Genomic DNA, 18,852 nt, shown 5'->3' with positions numbered 1-18,852 from the left:
GCTCAGACCATGTCGTTCTTCTGCAGCCACCGCAGTGTCGGCCAACCGCAGAACACCGGGAGCCAGCAGGTCAGCACTCGGTAGAGCAGGACCGACGGGACCGCGATGCTTGCCGGCAGTCCGAATGCGGACAGACCACCGATGAGGGCGGCCTCGACGGCTCCGACGCCACCCGGTGTCGGAGCCGCCGAGGCGAGCGTCCCACCGATCATCGTCACGATGGTGACGGTGATGAACGTCGTTCCGCCGCCGAATGCTTCGACGCTCGCCCACAGAGCCAGGGCGGCACCCAGAGTTGTTGCGGCGCTTCCGCCCACGATGATGAGGAAGCGCGTGGGATTTCGCGCGAGTTGGCTCAGTTCACCCAACACCTCGGTGATCTGAGGACGCAGATCGTCGCGCAGCCACCCACGGAGTTTCGGAATGAACATGAATGCACCGAGAACTCCGAGCGCTACGCCGCCCGCCAGGTACAGAACAGTGGATCCCGGGATGAAGTGCGAGAGGTTCGTATCACGTCCGGCGACGATCGAGAAGAAGATCAGCAAGCCGACGTGGGTGACCACCTGGACCGTCTGCTGCAGCGCGACTGCGGCCGTTGCACGGACGGTACCGAGCCCGCCCTTCTGCAGGAACCGCACGCTCAGCGCGAGCCCGCCGACTCCGGCCGGAGTTGTCGTCGCCGCAAAGGTGTTGGCCACCTGCATGATCAAGAGGTTGCGGTAACTGACCATCGACGACGCACAGGCCCACAGGGCCGCTGCCGCGCCGACGTACGTCAGTGCGGAGACGCCGAGGCCGAGCAGTGCCCACCACCAGTTGGCCGTCTTCAGCTCGGTGATGAACGCGGGGACCTGGCTGATGAAGGGGTAGGCGACGTAGACCAGACCGATGAGCAGAACGAGCTGGATCAGCTGGTTGCGACTGAATCGGGTGACCTGTGCGGGAGCGACCTTTTCGATCCCGTTCTTGGCACCGACCTCGTCTCGGATCTCGGTCATCAGTTTCGCGGAATCCGTGACCGTCCGCCGAATTCGGTTGGGCAATGCAGCGGTGGTCAATCGGCCGGAGGCGGCGAGAATCGTGTCTGCGCCTTGCGCTCGAATCGCGGCGTCCACCGCTGCATCGACCCCGAACAATGATGCGGTGGCGAAGAGAAGTTGTGCGTTGTCGGACTGCATCTGAACTTCGGTGGCGCCGAATTCGGAGTACGCGTACCCGCCGAAGAGGATGGTTCCGCCTTCGACACGAATCTCGGAAGCGCGCAGGTCGCCGTGCGCCATCTGGTGCACGTGAGCGGTATGCAATGTTTGCCACAGCAAGTCGATCAGTTTGGTGGATTCTTCCTCGCCCGCCTGGTTCTCGACGGCGACGGCAAGGGGGATGCCACGAGGACTCGGGCGCGCGTACATCTCCCACCCGCGATCGAGTACCGAGATTGCGACGGCCTTGGAACTGGCCAGACCGATGTCGGCGAACGCGATACCCATGAGCGCTCGGTGTTCGACGGCGCGACGAAGTGATCCGTAGGGCGGCGGAGTTTCACGGTTCCGGAACGAGATCCAACGGAACGTCTGTCGAATTGCTCCGCTGCTTCGCTGGTTCTGTCCGTACAACTCGACGACGAGTTCGTCGAAAGGTTCGTCGTCCGGTGCTTGGTCGATGGCTGCGGACATGACAAGAGGCCCGATTCCCGAGGGACTCACGACGCGGAACGCGGTGACGCGGTAACCGCGCCGCGCGAGTACGCGTACTGCCGAGTCCAACGGCACTTCGAGGGCAGGGGTGCCGACGGCGAGAACGATCACCGCGCCGATCAGGTAACCGACGGCGAGACCCAGCATCGATCGTGCGGGAACGATCGAGCTGACGATCAGATGGATGGGAGCGAAGAGCAGAAGCAGCGTCCACCAGGCTCGTCGCCACTTCTTCGGAAGCCACGGGCCCGAGACGGTGAGCACCGCCGCGAGCATCGCGATCCATCGCGGATCGTCGAGGAATTGCGACAGGAAGGTGGCGTCGAGTCGGTCCGGCACGTCGAGGTGCCATTTCGGTGCCGCCAGGCCTGTTCCGGTGAAGGACAGCGCGACACCGGCGCACAGGCCGGCGGCGGCGTATCCGGCCAGCAACTTCCACCGGCGCCCGACGATCAGGCCGATCAGGATGGCGAACGGTAGCGCCAGAATTGCGATGCCGTAGAGCAGGTACACAGTGTCTGACAGGCTCGGCGAGAGAACACCGACGATGTTGGACACTGACGTTTCGAGGGCGTCCCACTGACTTCGAGTGATCAGAGATCCCGCGATCACGCCGCCGAGCAGCACAGCAGCGATCGCAACCCGCATGATGTCGCTCGTACGGCGGTGCAGTGGTGGCAGGAGGCTTCCCGTTACCGGGATCTCCCGTCCGTCTACTCGCATCTCGCCAGAACTCTCTTCTCTCGGGGTTACCGACCGTCTCAGTTACCTCGATCAAGGTACCGCGTGAGGGTTCGGCGACTGGGAAGCCGGACCTGTCGTTACCTCCTCGATGCCAAGCAACATTCTCTTCGGACCCGCGGGAGCGGGCTTCGGCGCGTAAAATTCACTTTCCGGACGTTCGTTCATTTCGACGACAGGGAGTGCGTATTCATGAGCCCCGACGCCAGCGGTGTGGACGGTCGGGTTCCTGACCTGCCGACCCCGTCGACCAGAATTTCCGTCACCGAGGATTACGCGGCCGAGATCGACGAGCTGTCGAGTCTCAAGCACAAGCTCGGCGTGCTGGAGCCTTCGGAGTTCGCGGATGCCTGGAAGCAGGGTTACCCCTACGAGAAGAAGATGTCGCGCCGCGAGTACGAGCGGAAGAAGCGGCGTCTGCAGATCGAGCTGCTCAAGCTGCAGTTGTGGGTCAAGGAAACCGGTCAGAAGGTGCTCATCATCTTCGAAGGTCGCGATGCTGCCGGTAAGGGCGGGTCGATCAAGAGATTCACCGAGCATCTCAATCCCCGTGGAGCCCGCGTGGTCGCGCTCGAGAAGCCCACCGACATCGAGCGGACGCAGTGGTATTTCCAACGCTATGTCGCACACCTACCCAGCGGCGGCGAGATAGTGATGATGGACCGGTCCTGGTACAACCGCGCCGGCGTCGAACGAGTGATGGGTTACTGCACGCCGACGCAGTATCTCGAGTTCATGAGAGAGACCCCGGACTTCGAGCGGATGCTCGTCAACTCCGGGATTCATCTGCACAAGCTGTGGTTCTCGGTCAGCCGCGAAGAGCAGTTGGCGCGGTTCGCGGCCCGCCGAACGGACCCGGTGCGTCAGTGGAAGCTCTCACCGACCGATCTGGCTTCGCTCGACAAGTGGGACGACTACACCCAGGCCAAGGAAGCCATGTTCTTCTACACCGATACCGGGGATGCGCCCTGGACGGTGATCAAGAGCAACGACAAGAAGCGCGCTCGCCTCGAGGCGATGCGTCACGTGCTCGCCAGCTTCGACTATCCCAACAAGGATCACCGGGCTGTCGGTACTCCGGATTCCTTGATCGTCGGGCCGGCGTCGGCGGTATTCGAAGAGGGCGAGCACGTGAACGTGGAGTTGCCTCAGCTCTAGCGCAGGTGATCGCTCAGATCGAACTGGCCTCTGCCCACAGATTGATGCCGCTGTCCTTGGCGTGCTGATCTATGGAGGCCAGTTCGGCTGCGCTGAATTCGAGATTGTCGAGCGCGCCGACGTTGGCTTCGAGTTGGGCGACACTGGACGCACCGATCAGTACCGAGGTGACCCGCGAATCGCGGAGTGCCCAGCTCAGTGCCAGCTGAGCCAGCGACTGGCCGCGGTCTGCCGCGATGTCGTTGAGCGCGCGGATGTGGGTGAGAGCGTCGTCGGTCAACCACGACGGATCCAGTGACTTACCTTGAGCTGCACGGGAATCCTCGGGGACGCCGTTCAGATAGCGATCGGTGAGCATGCCTTGAGCGAGTGGTGAGAACGCGATGACGCCGACGCCGAGATCGTCGACAGCCGACAGCAGGTCCTGCTCTATCCAGCGGTTCAGCATCGAATAGCTCGGCTGGTGGATCAAGAGCGGAACCCCCGCAGCGGCGAGCAGTGCGGCGATTTCACGGGTGCGCTCCGGCGAGTACGAACTGATACCCGCGTACAGGGCCTTGCCCTGCTGGACAGCGCTGATCAGGGCGCCTGCGGTCTCGTCGATCGGAGTTTCGGCGTCAGGGCGATGGCTGTAGAAGATGTCGACATAGTCGACGCCGAGTCGTCCGAGCGACTGATCGAGGGACGACAGCAAATACTTTCGGGAACCACCGAATCCGTAGGGGCCGGGCCACATGTCCCAGCCGGCTTTGGACGAGATGACCAATTCCTCGCGGTACGAAGAGAAATCCTCACGCAGGATCCTGCCGAAGTTCGTCTCGGCGCTTCCGTACGGGGGACCGTAGTTGTTCGCAAGATCGAAGTGGGTGATTCCGAGATCGAATGCCCGCCGCAGAACTGCGCGCTGGTTCTCGATCGGTACGTCGTCGCCGAAGTTGTGCCAGAGGCCCAGCGAGATGGCCGGGAGTTTGAGACCGCTCCGACCGGTTCGGCGGTACGGCATGGCTTCGTAGCGGTCCTGCGTGGCGACGTACTGATCGGACATGGTGCCTGCCTTCACATCGTTGTGTCTGCGGTTGAGCGTTCACTCCCGACCATTATCGCCGACGGCGCTCAGGTGTGCCGGCCGCTGGAGGTGTGTCAGTCAAAATGCTTGCGGTTTAAAGCAATTCGATCGATCTTTTGGACCGATGTTCAGGTTCGAGTCACAGTGCCGGGCGGCGGTGACGTCGACCACGTCTGGGCTCGCATCTAAGGGAACGGTAAGGAATCGCGGTTACCATGGTCACAGTCGATCGGCGATACCGATCGCCGATTCGCTTCGAACATGTTGCCCAGCAGCCGGATCCGGGGTCCGGCGAGGAGATCTATGTCGACGCAGTCCGTAGTGCACGCACAATCATCCGCAGACGAGAGCGTCGTGGGGGATTCGTCTCCGCCGGGTGGTGGAAGCCGGCGATATCTCGAGCAACTGATCAGATACGACGTGCCGGCGTCGCTGGTCGTATTCCTGGTGGCGCTTCCCCTGTCATTGGGAATTGCGATCGCCTCCGGGGCGCCGATCATGGCAGGTCTGATCGCCGCAATCGTCGGCGGAGTGGTGGCCGGAGCTGTGGGAGGTTCACCGCTGCAAGTCAGTGGTCCCGCAGCCGGCCTGACCGTGGTGGTCGCCGAACTGATCGGCAAGTTCGGGTGGAAAGTCACCTGCCTGATCACCGTCGGCGCCGGAATTCTGCAGATCGTGTTCGGGCTCAGCCGAATTGCCCGTGCGGCGCTGGCTATTGCTCCAGTGGTGGTGCATGCGATGCTCGCCGGTATCGGCATCACCATTGCGCTACAACAGGTTCACGTGTTGTTGGGTGGAAGCTCGGCCAGCTCGGCGCTGGACAATCTACGGCAGTTGCCCGCACAGATCGGTGCCTTGCATGTCGAGGACCTGATGATCGGACTCGTTGTCATCGCCACCCTTCTCGGGTGGCGCTATCTCCCTGCCGGTGTCCGTAAGGTTCCGGCGGCGTTGGTGGGCATCGTATTGGCAACTCTCGCTTCGCTGGCGCTGCCGATCGACGTCGAGCGTATTGCTCTCGACGGATCTTTGCTGGACTCGATCGGACTCCCCGCTCTGCCCGACGGCCAGTGGCTCGGCGTCGCAACCGGCATCCTCACCATCGCCCTGATCGCCAGTGTGGAGAGTCTGCTCTCGGCCGTGGCCGTGGACAAGATGCACTCGGGCCCGCGGTCGAACTTCGATCGCGAGATGCTCGGCCAGGGCACCGCGAACATGGTGTCCGGGGCCATCGGCGGCCTTCCGGTCACCGGGGTGATCGTGCGCAGTGCGACCAATGTCGAGGCCGGGGCGAAGTCCCGCGCGTCGTCGATCATGCACGGCCTGTGGATTCTGCTGTTCTCGGCTGCGCTCGCCGGGTTGGTCCAGCAGATTCCGAAGTCTGCACTGGCCGGACTGTTGATTGTCATCGGTATTCAACTGGTCAAGCTGGCGCACATTCGGTTGGCGCGACGGACCGGTGATCTGTGGGTGTACGGCATCACGGTGGTCGGCGTCGTGTTCTTGAATCTGCTCGAGGGCGTCCTGATCGGGTTGGCGCTGGCCATCGCCCTCCTGGTGTGGCGTGTCATCCGCGCAACTGTCACCGCAGAAGAGTTGGGCGACAACGATTCCGGGAAGTGGCGCATCCTGGTCGAAGGCTCGTGCACCTTCCTGGTGCTGCCCAAGCTGACGTCGGTGCTCGCCGGACTCCCACCGCGGTCGGACGTCACCGTCGAGCTGTCTGTCGATTTCCTCGACCATGCCGTCTTCGACGTCATCGAAGAGTGGGCGAGGCAGTACGAGTTGGCAGGTGGTTCGGTGGTCATCGACGAAGTCGGCTCGGTGAGTATGGAGAGCGCGACCACCGGTCCGCCGAAGCGCGGCGCCGCAGTCACCGACCTGCGCGGCTTGCTCGCGCCGTGGGGCAGTTGGCAACCACAGGCTTCGGGGAGGAATCTGAGCAGCCCGCCGGCCTTGCGGCCCATTCTCGACGGGGTGTCCAACTATCATCGCCATCGCGCCGAAGCGATACGGCCGCACATGGATCAGTTGCGCGAGGGGCAGAACCCCGACTCCCTTTTCCTTACCTGCGCAGATTCGCGAGTGGTGCCGAACATAATCACGAGCAGTGGCCCCGGCGACCTGTTCACCGTGCGCAATGTCGGAAACCTGGTTCCTGCCGGCGGCCGCGATACGTCGGTGGAAGCGGCGCTGGCCTTCGGGATCGACGAGTTGGGTGTCAGTTCGGTGGTCGTGTGCGGACATTCGGGCTGCGGCGCGATGCAAGCACTCCTGACCAACGGTCCGTCGGAATCGGGAGTCGTCGGTGAATGGCTGCGGCATGCGGAGACGAGCTTGCAGGCCTATACGAGTGGCCATCCGGTCGCGCGTGCTGCGGCCGAGGCAGGTTTCTCGGAGGTCGATCAGCTCGGAATGGTCAATGTCGCAGTCCAATTGCAGACTCTCGAACGCCATCCTCTCGTCGGTCAGGCCCGTGTGGATGGTCGCCTGCGTATCGCCGGACTGTTCTTCGACATCGGCTCGGCTCGGGTCATCGAAGTGACAGCGTCGGGGATCGGCCAGTTGATCGAGACCTGAAGGGCTATTCGGGTCCGGGCTGATCCCTGAGTTCGACCAGCAGGCGAGCCCCGCCGAGTGGACTGTCGTGAAATGTCGTCCGTCCGCCGTGCAGGGCCGCCTGCTGCGCCACCAGCGCCAGGCCCAAACCGGAGCCTGTCTTGCCTGCCGTCGATCCGCGAGTGAAGCGCTCGAACACGCTCGAGCGTTCCTCGGCCGGTATTCCGCAACCGTTGTCGTCGATCGTGATCGTGACGGTGTCCGGTGAATCGGCCGGGCGAGCGAGGGTGATGCGCACCGCGCTCGCGCCGCCGTGGCGGACTGCATTGGTGATCGCGTTGTCGAGGATCAACCGGATTCCGCCGGGAAGGGCCCGGATGCAATAGGGGAGTGGGGAATCCACCGTGACGACGCCGACGTCGAGCCCAGGATGATGTCGGCGTGCGTCGTCGGCAGCGATGTCGCAGACCTCGGTCAAATCGGTGTCCTTGAAATCCTCGGCCGTCGAGAGTTCACCCTTCGCCAGGCGCTCGAGGTCTCTCAGAGTTGACTCGACGCGGCCCTGCGCGCGGGCCAGATCTGTGAGGATCTCGCGTCTTTGTTCGTGATCGAGGTCGTGAATGGACAACACTTCGATGTCGGTTCGCATTGCTGTCAACGGAGTTCGGAGTTCGTGAGCCGAGGCGGACGCAAAATCTCGGGCGGCGGCAAGGGCGGAGTTGGTTGCGGCTTGCGCTCGAGCGACGTCGCTGAGCATCGATTCTGCTGCTGCGGCAAGCTCGTCCGCTTCACGGATTCCGGAAACCTCGGTGGCGAGATCGGGATCGCGCCTGGCGATCCGGCGGGTCAACTCCACGAGGGGGCGCACCGCCGGGCCACCGAACAACCATCCCAACGCAGCTGCGGCCGCTACGGCCCCGACGCCGAAGAACGCAACCTGTCGCTGTTGGTCGACTGTGATGTCTCGCGCTTCGGCATAGGGAACCGCCAGCGAGACAAGGGCATTGATCCCGTCGGCCTCGGCGGTATATGCCCGGTACTTCGTACCGTCCACGTCGACGGTCGCCGAGCCGACCGGTAGTTCGGGCAGTCGCGTCGGGGTACTGGATTTGACGGTTCCGTCGGTATCGGAGCGGATGGTCACGGAAAAGGCGCCGCCGTCTCCGAACGCGCCGAGAAAAGGTCCCGCTGTTGCAGCATTGGCCACGATGACCGTCGATGCCGTCTCGAGTCGGCGGTCCAATTGCGCTAGATTATTTCGTGCGATAGCCAGTGCAACGACCACACCGAGTGCGATGACGATGAACGTCGCCCCCAGTGCCGCGGCCGCGGCAACGCGAGTTCGTAGTGAGAAGCGGCGACGCTTCACGGGTTCTCCCGAAGCACAAACCCGACGCCGCGAACCGTATGCAGCAGACGAGGTGAACCACCGGATTCGAACTTTCGACGCAGATAGCCGATGAAGACGTCCACGACGTTCGTGTCGGCGACGAAGTCGTAGCCCCACACCAGTTCGAGGAGACGTTCGCGAGTGAGCACGATGCCGGAATTGTGTGCGAGCACTTCGAGTAGCTCGAATTCGCGTTTGGTGAGCGGTACTTCCTTGCCGTCGACACGAACCCGGCGACCGGAGAGATCGATGTCGAGGTTTCCGACCCGCAGGGTATTCGTACCCTCGGAGTGATCGCCGGCCGGAGTGTTGCTGCGACGGAGCATTGCGCGGATCCGGGCAACCAGTTCGGCAAGAACAAACGGTTTGACCATGTAGTCGTCTGCACCGGATTCGAGCCCGGCGATGCGATCGTCGACCGAGTTGCGCGCACTGAGCACGCAGATCGGGATTTCGTTGCCGGCGGCACGAAGCGCCGTCACCACACCGGTGCCGTCGAGCACCGGCATGTTGATGTCGAGGACTACCGCGTCCGGTCGTTTGTCGGAGATCACTCGGAGCGCGTCGGCGCCGTCCACCGCCGTCAGTACGGTGAATCCCGAGAGCCGCAATCCGCGTTCGAGTGAGGTCAGGACGTCTGCGTCGTCGTCGACTACGAGGATTTTCGGTATCTCGGTCACAGCCCCATTGTGCCTTGCCTGGTACGTCGGGTTTCGCCGATCAGACCGGCAAGTCGGTACCGTCCGGACGCAGACCGGCCATGAACACCGCGACCAACCGCGGGACCAGGTTCGGCATGGCCTCGTCGGACAACTCGATTTGCGGGCGCGTCAGTTTGGCCAGAGCCATGACGAATTCGAGCGGTTGCAGATCGGCGCGAACCAGTCCGGCGCTCTGAGCGGCGCCGATCGTCGCGGTCATCTTCGTTTTCGTCACCTCACGCACCGCCAGAACTTCGGGCGCCAGCTCGGTGAAACTGCGTTCCACCAGTGCAGGAATGAGCGCACCCAGGCGCAGTTCCACGAGGCGGTCCACCAGCGTGTGCCACGCGTTTGCCGGATCGGTGGACATTGCCGTGAGTGCGATGTCGGCAGCCTCGCGGACATCGGTCAGTGTTGCGACGGCGACGGCGGTCACGAGGTCCTCGCGCGTCGGAAAGTTTCGATACAGCGTGGCGATGCCCACTTTCGCGAGTTCTGCGACTGCATCGAGCGGCGCGTCGTGCCCGCGTTCGGTGAACACCGCTCGTGCGGCGTCGACTATTGCGTTTCTGCGTTCACGTGCATCGGCTCGCACATCCACCTCCGGTATTGACAGTTCATCATAACCGGAGGAATATCTTCCACAAATAGTGGAGGAAAAACTTCCACTTAGGGAGGGTAGTTATGAACGCCGAAGTTGAAGCACAGGACCGCAAGAAGTTGGTGGCTGTGGTGTTGGGCTTGTCCGCCGTGATCGGGCTGATGCTGCTTGCCTTCGTACTGCCCTCGGTCAACAGTGGCCCGCACGAACTGAAGTTGGGCATCACCGGTCCAGTTGCGGCAACCGAACAGATCAGCACCTCGCTCGAGGCGAGTAAGCAAGGCGCCTTCGATACTCGAGAATTCGCCGACGCCGACGCCCTGCGTGACGCGATTCGGAATCGCGACGTGGTCGGCGGAATCGCCGTTGATGCCAACGGTCCTCACGTGTTGATCGCGACTGCAGGCGGAACCCCGATCGCCCAGACCCTGACCGGGGTGGCCAACGGCCTCTCGGAGGCCTCGGGGGCAAAGGTTCCCGTCGAAGACGTTGTGCCGTTGACGGCGGACGACCCGACCGGTGCTGGGCTCACGGCATTGGCCTTGCCCTTGGTGTTCGGCGGAATCATGCCCGCTGTTGTTCTCGTGCAACTGTTTCCGCGCAGCATCGTCAAGCGAGTGTTGGGCGCTGCCGGCGTCGCGGTGGTCGCGGGTTTTGCACTGACTGCCATTCTGCAGTTCGGCACCAACAGTCTTGACGGAAACTACCTGCTCACCGCGCTCGCACTCACCATGGGCATGTCGGCCATCTCGCTTCCCATTTTGGGGCTCGAATCCCTGCTCGGGATGAAGGGGTTCGCGTTGGGCGCCGTCACGATGATGTTCATCGGAAACCCACTCTCGGGGATGGCGACAACTGCCGCGTGGTTGCCCGCAGGCTGGGGCGCATTGGGGCAGCTGCTCCCACCTGGCGCCGCAGGAGCATCCGTCCGTTCGATGGCGTTCTTCGACGGCCATGGCGCCACCACGCCACTTCTGGTGCTGGTGTGCTGGATTGCCGTCGGGATCGCGCTGTGCGTGGCTGCCGGCCGGAAGAAGGCGTCGGCGCCGGTTATCGAACCGGAGGCTGCGCTGGTCTAGCCGGCGCAGCTTGCGTACGGGGTCAGGTCGGGAATCGGCCAGACCCCGTCAACGCGTTCCACGGCCAGTTCGGCGACCACGGTGTCCTCGTCCATCGGTAGAGGTCGGAGGATTCGGGGCTTTTCCGCCTCCCATTCGACGTCGATGCCCGCGGAGGTCAGGGCGTCCTGATCGATGACGGCGACGACCAGCGGCAATGTGAGGTCGCCGAACACCAGATCGAGCACCGAAGTGAGTGCGTCCGGGGTCGTTGCGCGAATGAATCCTGCCTCGTCGTAACTGATTCCGCGCGTCGAGACCTCGTACTCACCGAAACGCTTGCATGCTTCCCAGTCGTCGGCGATAGCGACGTGGACGAGTCGTTGTCCGGTCATGCAGTGCTCCTGTAGTATTCGAATTAATGAAACGTCAACGTAGCATTAATTTACCGGCACGGTAACAGGGGACTTGATGGAGCAACCGCGCAGACGTGGGAGAACCAGTGACGCCGAGCGCGCCGAACGACGCAACGAGATTCTCGACGTCGCTGTCGACTCGTTTCGAGATGTCGGGTTCGCCCGAACTACCATCGAGGGCATTGCCACGGTGGCCGGCGTCGCCAAGCGCACCGTGTACAGCTACTTCGGCGACAAGTCTGCGGTCTTTGCAGCTGCGGTTGCGCGTCAGCACGCGTACGTCGACAATGCCGGCGAGGGCCAGTCCGACCTGCTCGCCGCTGCAGTGGACATCGTCATCGCCCTGCACAGCGACAACTCGATTGCGCTGCACCGCATGATGATCGGCGAGGCAGTGCAGTTCCCTGAATTGGCCGCAGCGTTCTACGAATCCGGCCCGGCCAAGTCGATTGCCTTTCTGGAGAAGATATTGATCGATCAGCACGGCCAGAAGGCTGCGCTGTGCGCGGATCAGTTGTACACCTTGCTGCTCGGGGAGGAGCACCGGCGGCGACTGCTCGGGCTCACCTCCGAACCGACAGTCGAAAGAGCGGCGCAACTGGCGGCCCGCGCGGTGGGATGCGTTCTGAGATCTGATCGGTAGGCTCGACTGGGTGAGTAACTCTGTGATCTGGTTTCGACGCGATCTGAGGGTCGGTGATCTTCCGACTCTGACTGCAGCGGCGGATGCCGGCGGACAGACGTTGGGTTTGTTCGTCCTCGACGAGAAGTTGCTCGGACCGGCAGGCTCACCCCGCCAGAATCAACTGTTCGCCAACTTGTCGGCACTCGACAACCAGCTCGACGGACGATTGATGGTTGTTCGAGGTGATCCGGCAGACGTGGTGCCCCGCGTGGCGGAATCCGTTGGCGCCGAAGAAGTTCACATCAGTGGCGACTACGGGCCCTACGGCCGACGGCGCGACGCGGCCGTGGCCGAGAAGGTGGAGTTGATCGCCACCGGGTCACCATATGCCGTGGCGCCCGGACGCGTCACCAAGGCGGACGGTGATCCGTACAAGGTGTTCACGCCGTACTTCCGTCAGTGGATGGAACATGGTTGGCGGGGCCCCGCGTCGACCGATGCGGGGACGGTCCGTTGGTTCGATCCGAGCGAGAAGGACGGTGGCCCGCGCCGGGTGAGTATCCCCGCGCCGTCCGGCACCGTCAGCGATGTCGTCGGTGAGGCCGGTGCGCTCGAACAGTGGAAAGAATACTGCGAGAACGATCTTGACCGGTACGACGACGAACGAAATCGACCCGACCTCGACACCACGAGTCGGATGTCGATCCCGCTCAAGTACGGCACGATTCATCCGAGAACTATGTTGGCAGATCTCTCCAAGCGACTCGGAGACGGCGCTCAGGCGTACCGTCGCCAGCTTGCTTGGCGAGACTTCTACGCAGACATCCTATTTCAGCGCCCCGACAGCGCGCGGAAGAACTACGACGACAAGTTCGACCGTTTACGTCACGACGGGGGAGTCGACGCAGACGCCGCCTTCACGGCCTGGTGTGAAGGCAAGACCGGCTTCCCGATCGTGGATGCCGGCATGCGGCAACTCGCCGCCGAGAACTGGATGCACAATCGGGTCCGAATGATCGTCGCGTCATTCCTGGTGAAGGACCTGCACATTCCGTGGTGGCGCGGCGCACGGTACTTCATGTCGCAACTGGTGGACGGTGACTTGGCCTCCAATCAGCACGGGTGGCAGTGGACTGCCGGGTCGGGTACGGATGCTTCGCCCTTCTTCCGCGTCTTCAACCCGATCACGCAAGGGGAGAAGTTCGATCCCGACGGCACATACGTCCGTCGGTGGGTCCCCGAACTTCGCGATGTTCCCGGGAAGGCCGTCCACTCGTTGAAGGCGATGCGCCCAGTCGACTACCCGGACCCGATAGTCGATCACGCGCACGAGCGTGAGGAGGCCTTGCGCCGGTACGGCGAGATCAAAGGCTGAGTGCTCAGTGATCTGCGGGCGCTACGCGGACGCGGTTTCCGTCCAGATCTGAAATGACGAACGTCAGACCGAAGACATCTTCGTTGGGTTCTTCGACGACCTCGACTCCCTTGGCCACCCACTCGTCGTGGATCGCCCGAATTTCGTTGCTCCCGCCGTCGACCAAGATGCCGACTTCGAAATTGCGCGGTGTCGCGGGATCGAGGTCGCGGGACTTGCCGCTCCACAGTGCAAGGACCACACCGCCGCCGAGGTCGAAGGTCATGTACCGAGGGCTGAGGACCTCAGGCTTCGCGTCGAACAATTCGCCGTAGAACGCTGCTGCGGAGGCGGCATCGCTGACGTAGATCAGAAACTGGTTGGGTAGTCGCACTGTGGTTTTCCCTCTCCCGTTGATGTTCGGGCCACCGGCAACGGGGCGTGTGCCTGGTCGTGCGGGGCTGCGTTCAACAATCCCCGCGCGCCGGACGAATGTCCAAGAACAAGTGCGTCTGAGAGGCAGATGGATTACTTATGACGACTGCTGCAGTCACACCGCACTGAGGTGGTACCCGACGCTCAGGTTCGGGTAGTAGCCGTCGATGTAGCTCGAGATGAAGTAGTGATCAGGGTCGGTGGTGCGGGTTCCGTCGGTGTCGAACTGCGGATAGTCGTTGGCCATGAAGACGGCTTGTCCGCCGCCGGGAGTGGAATAGACGACGTCGACCGTCAGGCCGCGCGGGTCCTGGTTGTACGCCGTGACGATTTCGGTCTCGTGGGGCGCGAGCGACTGGCGTGGGCTCTGCATCCACTGTCCGTAGGGGTTGTCGGCGCCTTCGAGATGAATTGTCTGTTCGGTGTCGTTGCTGATCGTCATCGTGATGCTGTTGCCGGTTGTGGGAAGGGTTCCGGCACTGGCGATTCCGCTCAATCCCAACGTGAGGGCGCCGGCGGCCAGAGCTGTGATTGCGGCAACTACGTAGCGTGGGTTCGTCATCGACGGTGTCCTTTGTCCGGGTGAGCGTTCGGTTGGCTCTCTCGAAGACAACTATGTCGGAGCAGATCGATGTCGTATGTCCACTCCCCGGACCCTGTGCAGGCGGAACGGTGTGTCCACCGATCGGGGGACACCTACTCCGACACCGAGACGGCTTCGACCTTTCGCTCGCCGGTGACCAGCAGTCCGATCAGTGCGGCCGCCGCGAGCACCATGACGAGTGCTCCGTAGCCACGCGTCGTATCCACCAATCCGACCTTGCCGACCAGGTAGCCGGCCAGCAAGGCGGGAAGACTGTTGGCCAGATATGCGATGACGTAGACGGTGGACAACAAACCCGCGCGTTCGTGGTTCTCGGCCAGCGGCATGACGGTGAGGATAGTTCCTTGGAATCCTGCTCCGAAGCCGATACCTGCAACAGCCGTACCGACCAGAATCAATACGGCAGAGGATGTTTCAGCACCGATGAGTGTGACGGCCACCCCGAGCACCAAGGCGGTGGTTCCGATCAGCATCACGGTCCGGCCGCCGAGTTTGCGGAAGGTGAGTACTGCTGCCGCTCCGAATCCTGTCAGTGTTGCAACCATGATGGCACCGATGAGGGAGCTGTGAACGTCAAGTGCGTTGCGCGCCAATGCAGGTCCGAGTGAGAGGTAGAAACCTCCCAGCGCCCAGACCGCGATCAGGCACGGTGCGGTCAGGGCAATCATCGTGCGCGCCTGACGAGGAACGGCCAGTGTGGGGCGCAGGGACTGCCAGGCTCCGGGGCGTCCGCCCGAAGTCTCGGGAGCGGCCCATACTCCGAAGATCTCGAGAATGACAAGCACGAGAAGGACCAGGTAGACAGTGCTGGTGGGCCGGGGCAGGTGCTCGCTGATGAGGCTCGAACCCACTGCTCCGACTGCAAGCCCCATCGTCGGAGCGACGCTGTTGATGATCGATCCTCGGCCCGGAGTGCGTTCGAGGTCGATCAATGCCGAACCCAGAGCACTGATTGCAGCGCCGGTGGCAACACCCTGTACGACCCGGGCGATGAGCAGGATGGTCAACCCGTCGGCCGAGGCGAACAGCGCGAGCGAGACTGCCTCGAGCGCGAGTGCTCCGAGCAGGACCGGGCGCCTGCCGATGTGATCGGACAGGGATCCGGCGGTCAGGAGCGTGGCGAGCAATGCGAGAGCGTAGATGCCGAACACGAGCGTCGACGCCAGCGAGGAGAATCCCCACAACTGTTGATAGTGCTCGTACAACGGTGTCGGGGTCGCGGATGCGCCCAGGAACGTAGCGATGATGACGGCGATGAGTGTGAAAGCGACGCCTCGCCCAAGGCGTGGGCGTGAAGTGCTCTCGGTCTGAGGTGAAACGGTCGTTGTCATTGTCGTAGCGCTTCCCGTGCGGGTGGTGAAGACTTCAAACGCAAATACTTTGCGTTTGGGACGCTACGCCTGGCCGTAGCCTAATGCAACATCTTTGCGTTAGTATTGGATTTATGAGTCCGTCCGCAGGTCCGCGCCCCGGTGGCCGTAGTGCGCGCATCCAACAGGCCGTGCATGCGTCGGCGCGCAAGTTGTTGGAACAGCGTGATCGAGCCGAGATCACGGTGCCGATGATCGCGACCGATGCGGGAGTGACCCCGTCGACCATCTATCGGCGGTGGGGTGACATCAACGAAGTCTTTGCCGACGTCTCGATCGAGAGATTGCGCCCGGACGCCGACCCGCGTGAAACGGGCTCGCTCCGAGGGGATCTGACGATTTGGGCGCAGGAGTACCTCGAGGAGATGTCTGCGCCTGTCGGTCGTGCTTCGTTGCGTGACGTGTTGATGAGCGACGATCAGACGCATGCACCGGACGGTACGAAGAAGTTCAAGTGTGCCTTCTTCTGTCGGACGCAGATCGACGTGATCCTCGCGCGTTGGCCGGAAGCTGCCGGCGTGGATGGTGATTCGGTGGTCGACCATGTAGTGGCGCCGATCATCTACCGAATTCTGTTCGACCTCGAACCGGTCGTGCCGCAGCGAGTTGCGGAATTGGTGGATCAGACGCTTGCCCTCGCGGCGCGAGTCGTTGCCGAAGGCTGATCGCTACGTAGTCGGGCGTGGACGTGCATGTCGTGCCAGCCGTCGGCGTGCCTGGCGGAGCTTCGTCGAACACCTTCTTCGCTGAACCCTGCTTTGGTGGCGACTCGGCACGATCGTGGGTTGTGGATCGAGTGCTCGAGTTCCAGTCGATGAAACCCCGCTTCGCGGAATGCCCACTCGGACAGTGCGGTTACAGACTGGGTGCACAGTCCGCGGCCGCGCGCCGCTGGGGTCACCCAATACGCGAGCTCGGCAGTGCCGTCCCACAAATTCACCCCCTTTGCTGCGATTCGGCCGAGGAGTTCATTTGTCTCGGGAGCGGCGATCGCCCAATGGCATTCGGATTCGCTTGCCCACCCGTCTCTCCACTGGGTGAGCCAACCCCGTGCTTCGTCGATCGAGTCGGCGCGGCGGATGTGCCAACGCTGAATCGACGGATCGCGAAAGGCTTCCATGACGGCCGGTGCGTCGTCGCGGGTCCAGGGTCGGAGAATCGCGAAAGTCCCGACGTGGATCGAGGGTTGGTCCATTCCCCGGAGATATCCAGCGGCGATAGCGGGCGTGGTCAACTTGGGCACGTGAAGCATCATCGCCTACCCGCCTGATGGCGGGCAATGGCGTGAGCTCTCCGGTCATTATCCCTGCCACTCTGCGTTCAGTCGGCGCGCAGATTCGAGAGTTGCGATGGCCTCTTCGGTGTCAACTCGTGCGAGTACCAATGCACTTACCGTGCAGGAGAGAAGGATTCGAGTGCGATCTGAGAGCGTGGCGTCTGTCTCGGTTGGAAACGCGGCGTGTAATCCACTGTTGATCGCGTCGGCGAGTTCTCGGCGGTACGCGCGGATCACTGCGGCCGCCGCATCGTCGTGCGCGCCGAGTCCGGCAGCCGTATTGAGAAGTAGGCAACCGCGCCGAGGCGAGTCGGCGGTCATGGTGCCGATCGCTTGCGCAAGCGAGGAAAGGTAGTCGTCGACTGCGTCTGCCCCGGGATTTGTCGTGAGGCTGCGCAGACGTGGCCGGATGACATGTTCGAGGTACAGCTGCACGGCGGCGTCGAACAATCCGCGCTTGTTGGTGAACGAGTTGTAGAGACTTGACCGACTCAGCCCCGTCGCGGATTCGAGGTCGCCGAGTGAGGCGCCTTCGTATCCGCGTGCCCAGAAAACGTCCAACGCGGCAGCGACCACGGCTGTTGTGTCGAATTCTTGTGATCTGCCCATCAAAGCCTCGCTCTTTTTATATCGTTCGGTCCAGTATATATTGGACCGAACGATACAGAATTCACTTGAAGCAACAGGAGCTCACCGATGAACGTCGCCGGCTACATCTTCGCGGGACTGGCCGCAGCAGTGCACGTGTACATTTTTGTCCTCGAATCGATTCTCTGGACGGCCCCGAAGACCCGCGCCACGTTCGGCGTGAAGTCCGAGGAAGAGGCGATCATCACGCAGCCGCTCGCCTTCAACCAGGGCTTTTACAACCTTTTCTTGGCGATCGTGTCGGCGGTCGGCATCGTGATTGCGGCGACCGGCTCCGCGTCGGTCGGAATTGCCCTCGTACTGGCAGGCACAGGATCGATGGTTGCCGCGGGATTGGTGCTGATTCTCTCGTCTCCCGACAAAGCCCGTGCAGCCGTCGTGCAGATGCTTTTCCCAGCTATTGCCGTTGTTCTGCTGGTAATCCACCTGCTTTGAGTGGTCTCTATCCGCCGCCGAGCACCAGTGATTCGATCAACGCAAAAGCCCCGTTGAGTGCTCCGCAATCGAAGGCTTCGGCCAGGGCGTAACCGATGACAAGTTCGTCGGTGCTCGGCGTGCTCGACCAGACTGCGTCGGTCTGTCTGGGATCGGATTCCTCGTTCTTGGAGAAGTGCCCGATCCGCAATCCGTCGCGGGTGAATGCACTGTTCGCGTCGTCGACTGGGGCGAAGTTCAAACTCACGCCGTCGACGAGTGCCGAGACAGAGTACGAGCGACGGGACAGAAACCCTTTGCCGACAGTGAGTTCGACTTCGTCGCCACCGACAGTGAAGAACAAGTCGGCGGCGGCGCGCGTTCCGATAGGTGTGCCTTCACGGCGCGGGGCATCGACTCGACGCGTCAACAGAGCGTGTGAGTTGCCGTTTCGGACGTCGACGACCCCCGTGTCGACATCGAACGAGATCTCGACTTTTCCGTGAATCGGGTCCATTACGGCGTATTTGACCGTCACTGTGCCTACCCCCTGTAAGTGTGAACTCGGGTCCATAATACGTGGTGGGAGCGTTGTCCAGTATGCCCGAATCCAAAAAAATAGTGCCAAATGACGCGCGTTTGCGGCCAAATGCTTCTACGCTGGGTCTTGGGTTTGTTGCGCATCCCACAACGGTTTTTCCCACGCCAGACGAGGAGCGCCTATGAGGTTGTCGACTAC

Annotated in this window: 19 protein-coding genes; 7 read left to right on the top strand and 12 right to left on the bottom strand. The window is 62.5% G+C overall.

Translation table 11 applies throughout. The annotated features are described in order from the left end of the window. Positions 1–2: 2 nt before the first annotated feature. Positions 3–2,420 (bottom strand): lysylphosphatidylglycerol synthase transmembrane domain-containing protein, encoded by a 2,418-nt coding sequence (locus RHP72_RS22225; protein ID WP_283376153.1) that lies wholly within the window; start codon positions 2,418–2,420, stop codon positions 3–5. Between the two features lie 210 nt (positions 2,421–2,630). Here RHP72_RS22225 and ppk2 point away from each other — a divergent pair, with 210 nt between their 5' ends. Beyond that, a complete protein-coding gene (gene ppk2, locus RHP72_RS22220; protein ID WP_311093807.1) occupies positions 2,631–3,596 on the top strand; it encodes a polyphosphate kinase 2 in 966 nt (321 codons plus the stop codon). A 13-nt stretch (positions 3,597–3,609) separates the two neighbouring features. Here ppk2 and mgrA read toward each other — a convergent pair whose 3' ends face one another. Then, on the bottom strand, positions 3,610–4,641 hold the full coding sequence (gene mgrA, locus RHP72_RS22215) for an L-glyceraldehyde 3-phosphate reductase (RefSeq protein ID WP_042451484.1): 1,032 nt from the start codon (positions 4,639–4,641) through the stop codon (positions 3,610–3,612). A gap of 324 nt (positions 4,642–4,965) precedes the next feature. Between mgrA and RHP72_RS22210 the strand changes: the two genes are divergently transcribed. Next, a complete protein-coding gene (locus RHP72_RS22210; RefSeq protein WP_311093806.1) occupies positions 4,966–7,242 on the top strand; it encodes a bifunctional SulP family inorganic anion transporter/carbonic anhydrase in 2,277 nt (758 codons plus the stop codon). A 4-nt stretch (positions 7,243–7,246) separates the two neighbouring features. Here the strand turns inward: RHP72_RS22210 and RHP72_RS22205 are convergent, their stop codons facing one another. From RHP72_RS22205 to RHP72_RS22195, 3 genes are read right to left on the bottom strand one after another with little or no spacing between them, the layout of a single operon-like run. Beyond that, the gene (locus RHP72_RS22205; protein WP_003939972.1) at positions 7,247–8,590 is read right to left on the bottom strand and encodes a sensor histidine kinase KdpD; all 1,344 of its coding nucleotides are present in this window, start codon (positions 8,588–8,590) and stop codon (positions 7,247–7,249) included. Next, complete coding sequence (locus RHP72_RS22200) at positions 8,587–9,291, bottom strand: response regulator transcription factor (RefSeq protein ID WP_003939853.1); 705 nt, start codon at positions 9,289–9,291, stop codon at positions 8,587–8,589. The genes RHP72_RS22205 and RHP72_RS22200 overlap by 4 nt, the downstream gene beginning before the upstream one ends. 40 nt (positions 9,292–9,331) lie before the next feature. After that, positions 9,332–9,907: a TetR/AcrR family transcriptional regulator gene (locus RHP72_RS22195; protein ID WP_003939888.1), complete on the bottom strand. Its 576-nt coding sequence runs from the start codon at positions 9,905–9,907 to the stop codon at positions 9,332–9,334. 89 nt (positions 9,908–9,996) lie between these two features. On the opposite strand from RHP72_RS22195, the gene RHP72_RS22190 reads away from it, so the two are divergent. After that, positions 9,997–10,992, top strand: coding sequence for a hypothetical protein (locus RHP72_RS22190; protein WP_030535384.1), 996 nt, complete (start codon positions 9,997–9,999; stop codon positions 10,990–10,992). On the opposite strand, the gene RHP72_RS22185 is transcribed toward RHP72_RS22190, so the two are convergent. Further along, positions 10,989–11,366: a DUF952 domain-containing protein gene (locus tag RHP72_RS22185; protein ID WP_030535385.1), complete on the bottom strand. Its 378-nt coding sequence runs from the start codon at positions 11,364–11,366 to the stop codon at positions 10,989–10,991. The genes RHP72_RS22190 and RHP72_RS22185 overlap by 4 nt on opposite strands. Positions 11,367–11,442: 76 nt before the next feature. Here RHP72_RS22185 and RHP72_RS22180 point away from each other — a divergent pair, with 76 nt between their 5' ends. Then, positions 11,443–12,030, top strand: a complete 588-nt coding sequence (locus tag RHP72_RS22180) for a TetR/AcrR family transcriptional regulator (protein ID WP_064073988.1) — start codon at positions 11,443–11,445, stop codon at positions 12,028–12,030. Positions 12,031–12,040: 10 nt separating this feature from the next. Then, positions 12,041–13,387, top strand: coding sequence for a deoxyribodipyrimidine photo-lyase (locus RHP72_RS22175; RefSeq protein WP_064113356.1), 1,347 nt, complete (start codon positions 12,041–12,043; stop codon positions 13,385–13,387). A 4-nt stretch (positions 13,388–13,391) separates the two neighbouring features. On the opposite strand, the gene RHP72_RS22170 is transcribed toward RHP72_RS22175, so the two are convergent. The 3 genes from RHP72_RS22170 to RHP72_RS22160 all read right to left on the bottom strand — a co-directional run bounded on the left by RHP72_RS22170 (position 13,392) and on the right by RHP72_RS22160 (position 15,736). Beyond that, positions 13,392–13,760, bottom strand: coding sequence for a VOC family protein (locus tag RHP72_RS22170; RefSeq protein ID WP_003939994.1), 369 nt, complete (start codon positions 13,758–13,760; stop codon positions 13,392–13,394). A gap of 156 nt (positions 13,761–13,916) precedes the next feature. After that, positions 13,917–14,363, bottom strand: coding sequence for a hypothetical protein (locus tag RHP72_RS22165; RefSeq protein WP_021332236.1), 447 nt, complete (start codon positions 14,361–14,363; stop codon positions 13,917–13,919). 134 nt (positions 14,364–14,497) lie between these two features. Further along, positions 14,498–15,736: an MFS transporter gene (locus RHP72_RS22160; RefSeq protein WP_003940229.1), complete on the bottom strand. Its 1,239-nt coding sequence runs from the start codon at positions 15,734–15,736 to the stop codon at positions 14,498–14,500. A 113-nt stretch (positions 15,737–15,849) separates the two neighbouring features. Here RHP72_RS22160 and RHP72_RS22155 point away from each other — a divergent pair, with 113 nt between their 5' ends. Continuing rightward, positions 15,850–16,440 (top strand): TetR/AcrR family transcriptional regulator, encoded by a 591-nt coding sequence (locus tag RHP72_RS22155; protein WP_007733425.1) that lies wholly within the window; start codon positions 15,850–15,852, stop codon positions 16,438–16,440. On the opposite strand, the gene RHP72_RS22150 is transcribed toward RHP72_RS22155, so the two are convergent. Together RHP72_RS22150 and RHP72_RS22145 are read right to left on the bottom strand one after the other, a co-directional pair. Then, entirely contained in the window at positions 16,398–17,018 is a 621-nt protein-coding gene (locus RHP72_RS22150) for a GNAT family N-acetyltransferase (RefSeq protein ID WP_063316060.1), read from the bottom strand. The genes RHP72_RS22155 and RHP72_RS22150 overlap by 43 nt on opposite strands. Positions 17,019–17,075: 57 nt before the next feature. Continuing rightward, the gene (locus tag RHP72_RS22145; RefSeq protein WP_311093804.1) at positions 17,076–17,660 is read right to left on the bottom strand and encodes a TetR/AcrR family transcriptional regulator; all 585 of its coding nucleotides are present in this window, start codon (positions 17,658–17,660) and stop codon (positions 17,076–17,078) included. A gap of 87 nt (positions 17,661–17,747) precedes the next feature. On the opposite strand from RHP72_RS22145, the gene RHP72_RS22140 reads away from it, so the two are divergent. Then, the gene (locus RHP72_RS22140) at positions 17,748–18,134 is read left to right on the top strand and encodes a DUF1304 domain-containing protein (protein WP_311093803.1); all 387 of its coding nucleotides are present in this window, start codon (positions 17,748–17,750) and stop codon (positions 18,132–18,134) included. A gap of 7 nt (positions 18,135–18,141) precedes the next feature. On the opposite strand, the gene RHP72_RS22135 is transcribed toward RHP72_RS22140, so the two are convergent. Next, positions 18,142–18,651 carry a hypothetical protein gene (locus RHP72_RS22135; protein WP_223304422.1) on the bottom strand — a complete coding sequence of 170 codons (510 nt, stop codon included), beginning with the start codon at positions 18,649–18,651 and terminating at the stop codon, positions 18,142–18,144. Positions 18,652–18,852: the final 201 nt, after the last annotated feature.

The sequence above is a fragment of the Rhodococcus sp. SG20037 genome (genome assembly GCF_031763325.1).
GTDB lineage: Bacteria > Actinomycetota > Actinomycetes > Mycobacteriales > Mycobacteriaceae > Rhodococcus_F > Rhodococcus_F qingshengii.
The sequence above is the reverse complement of the archived record's forward strand: the minus strand, read 5'-3'. Positions and strand labels throughout refer to the sequence as shown.

Excerpts from the sequence above, each read along its gene's own strand:
- RHP72_RS22155 (WP_007733425.1), top strand. The coding sequence starts at position 15,850 with ATGAGTCCGTCCGCAGGTCCGCGCCCCGGTGGCCGTAGTGCGCGCATC.
- mgrA (WP_042451484.1), bottom strand. The coding sequence starts at position 4,641 with ATGTCCGATCAGTACGTCGCCACGCAGGACCGCTACGAAGCCATGCCG.
- RHP72_RS22190 (WP_030535384.1), top strand. The coding sequence starts at position 9,997 with ATGAACGCCGAAGTTGAAGCACAGGACCGCAAGAAGTTGGTGGCTGTG.
- RHP72_RS22225 (WP_283376153.1), bottom strand. The coding sequence starts at position 2,420 with ATGCGAGTAGACGGACGGGAGATCCCGGTAACGGGAAGCCTCCTGCCA.
- RHP72_RS22145 (WP_311093804.1), bottom strand. The coding sequence starts at position 17,660 with ATGGGCAGATCACAAGAATTCGACACAACAGCCGTGGTCGCTGCCGCG.
- ppk2 (WP_311093807.1), top strand. The coding sequence starts at position 2,631 with ATGAGCCCCGACGCCAGCGGTGTGGACGGTCGGGTTCCTGACCTGCCG.
- RHP72_RS22160 (WP_003940229.1), bottom strand. The coding sequence starts at position 15,736 with ATGACAACGACCGTTTCACCTCAGACCGAGAGCACTTCACGCCCACGC.
- RHP72_RS22180 (WP_064073988.1), top strand. The coding sequence starts at position 11,443 with ATGGAGCAACCGCGCAGACGTGGGAGAACCAGTGACGCCGAGCGCGCC.
- RHP72_RS22210 (WP_311093806.1), top strand. The coding sequence starts at position 4,966 with ATGTCGACGCAGTCCGTAGTGCACGCACAATCATCCGCAGACGAGAGC.
- RHP72_RS22140 (WP_311093803.1), top strand. The coding sequence starts at position 17,748 with ATGAACGTCGCCGGCTACATCTTCGCGGGACTGGCCGCAGCAGTGCAC.
- RHP72_RS22165 (WP_021332236.1), bottom strand. The coding sequence starts at position 14,363 with ATGACGAACCCACGCTACGTAGTTGCCGCAATCACAGCTCTGGCCGCC.
- RHP72_RS22185 (WP_030535385.1), bottom strand. The coding sequence starts at position 11,366 with ATGACCGGACAACGACTCGTCCACGTCGCTATCGCCGACGACTGGGAA.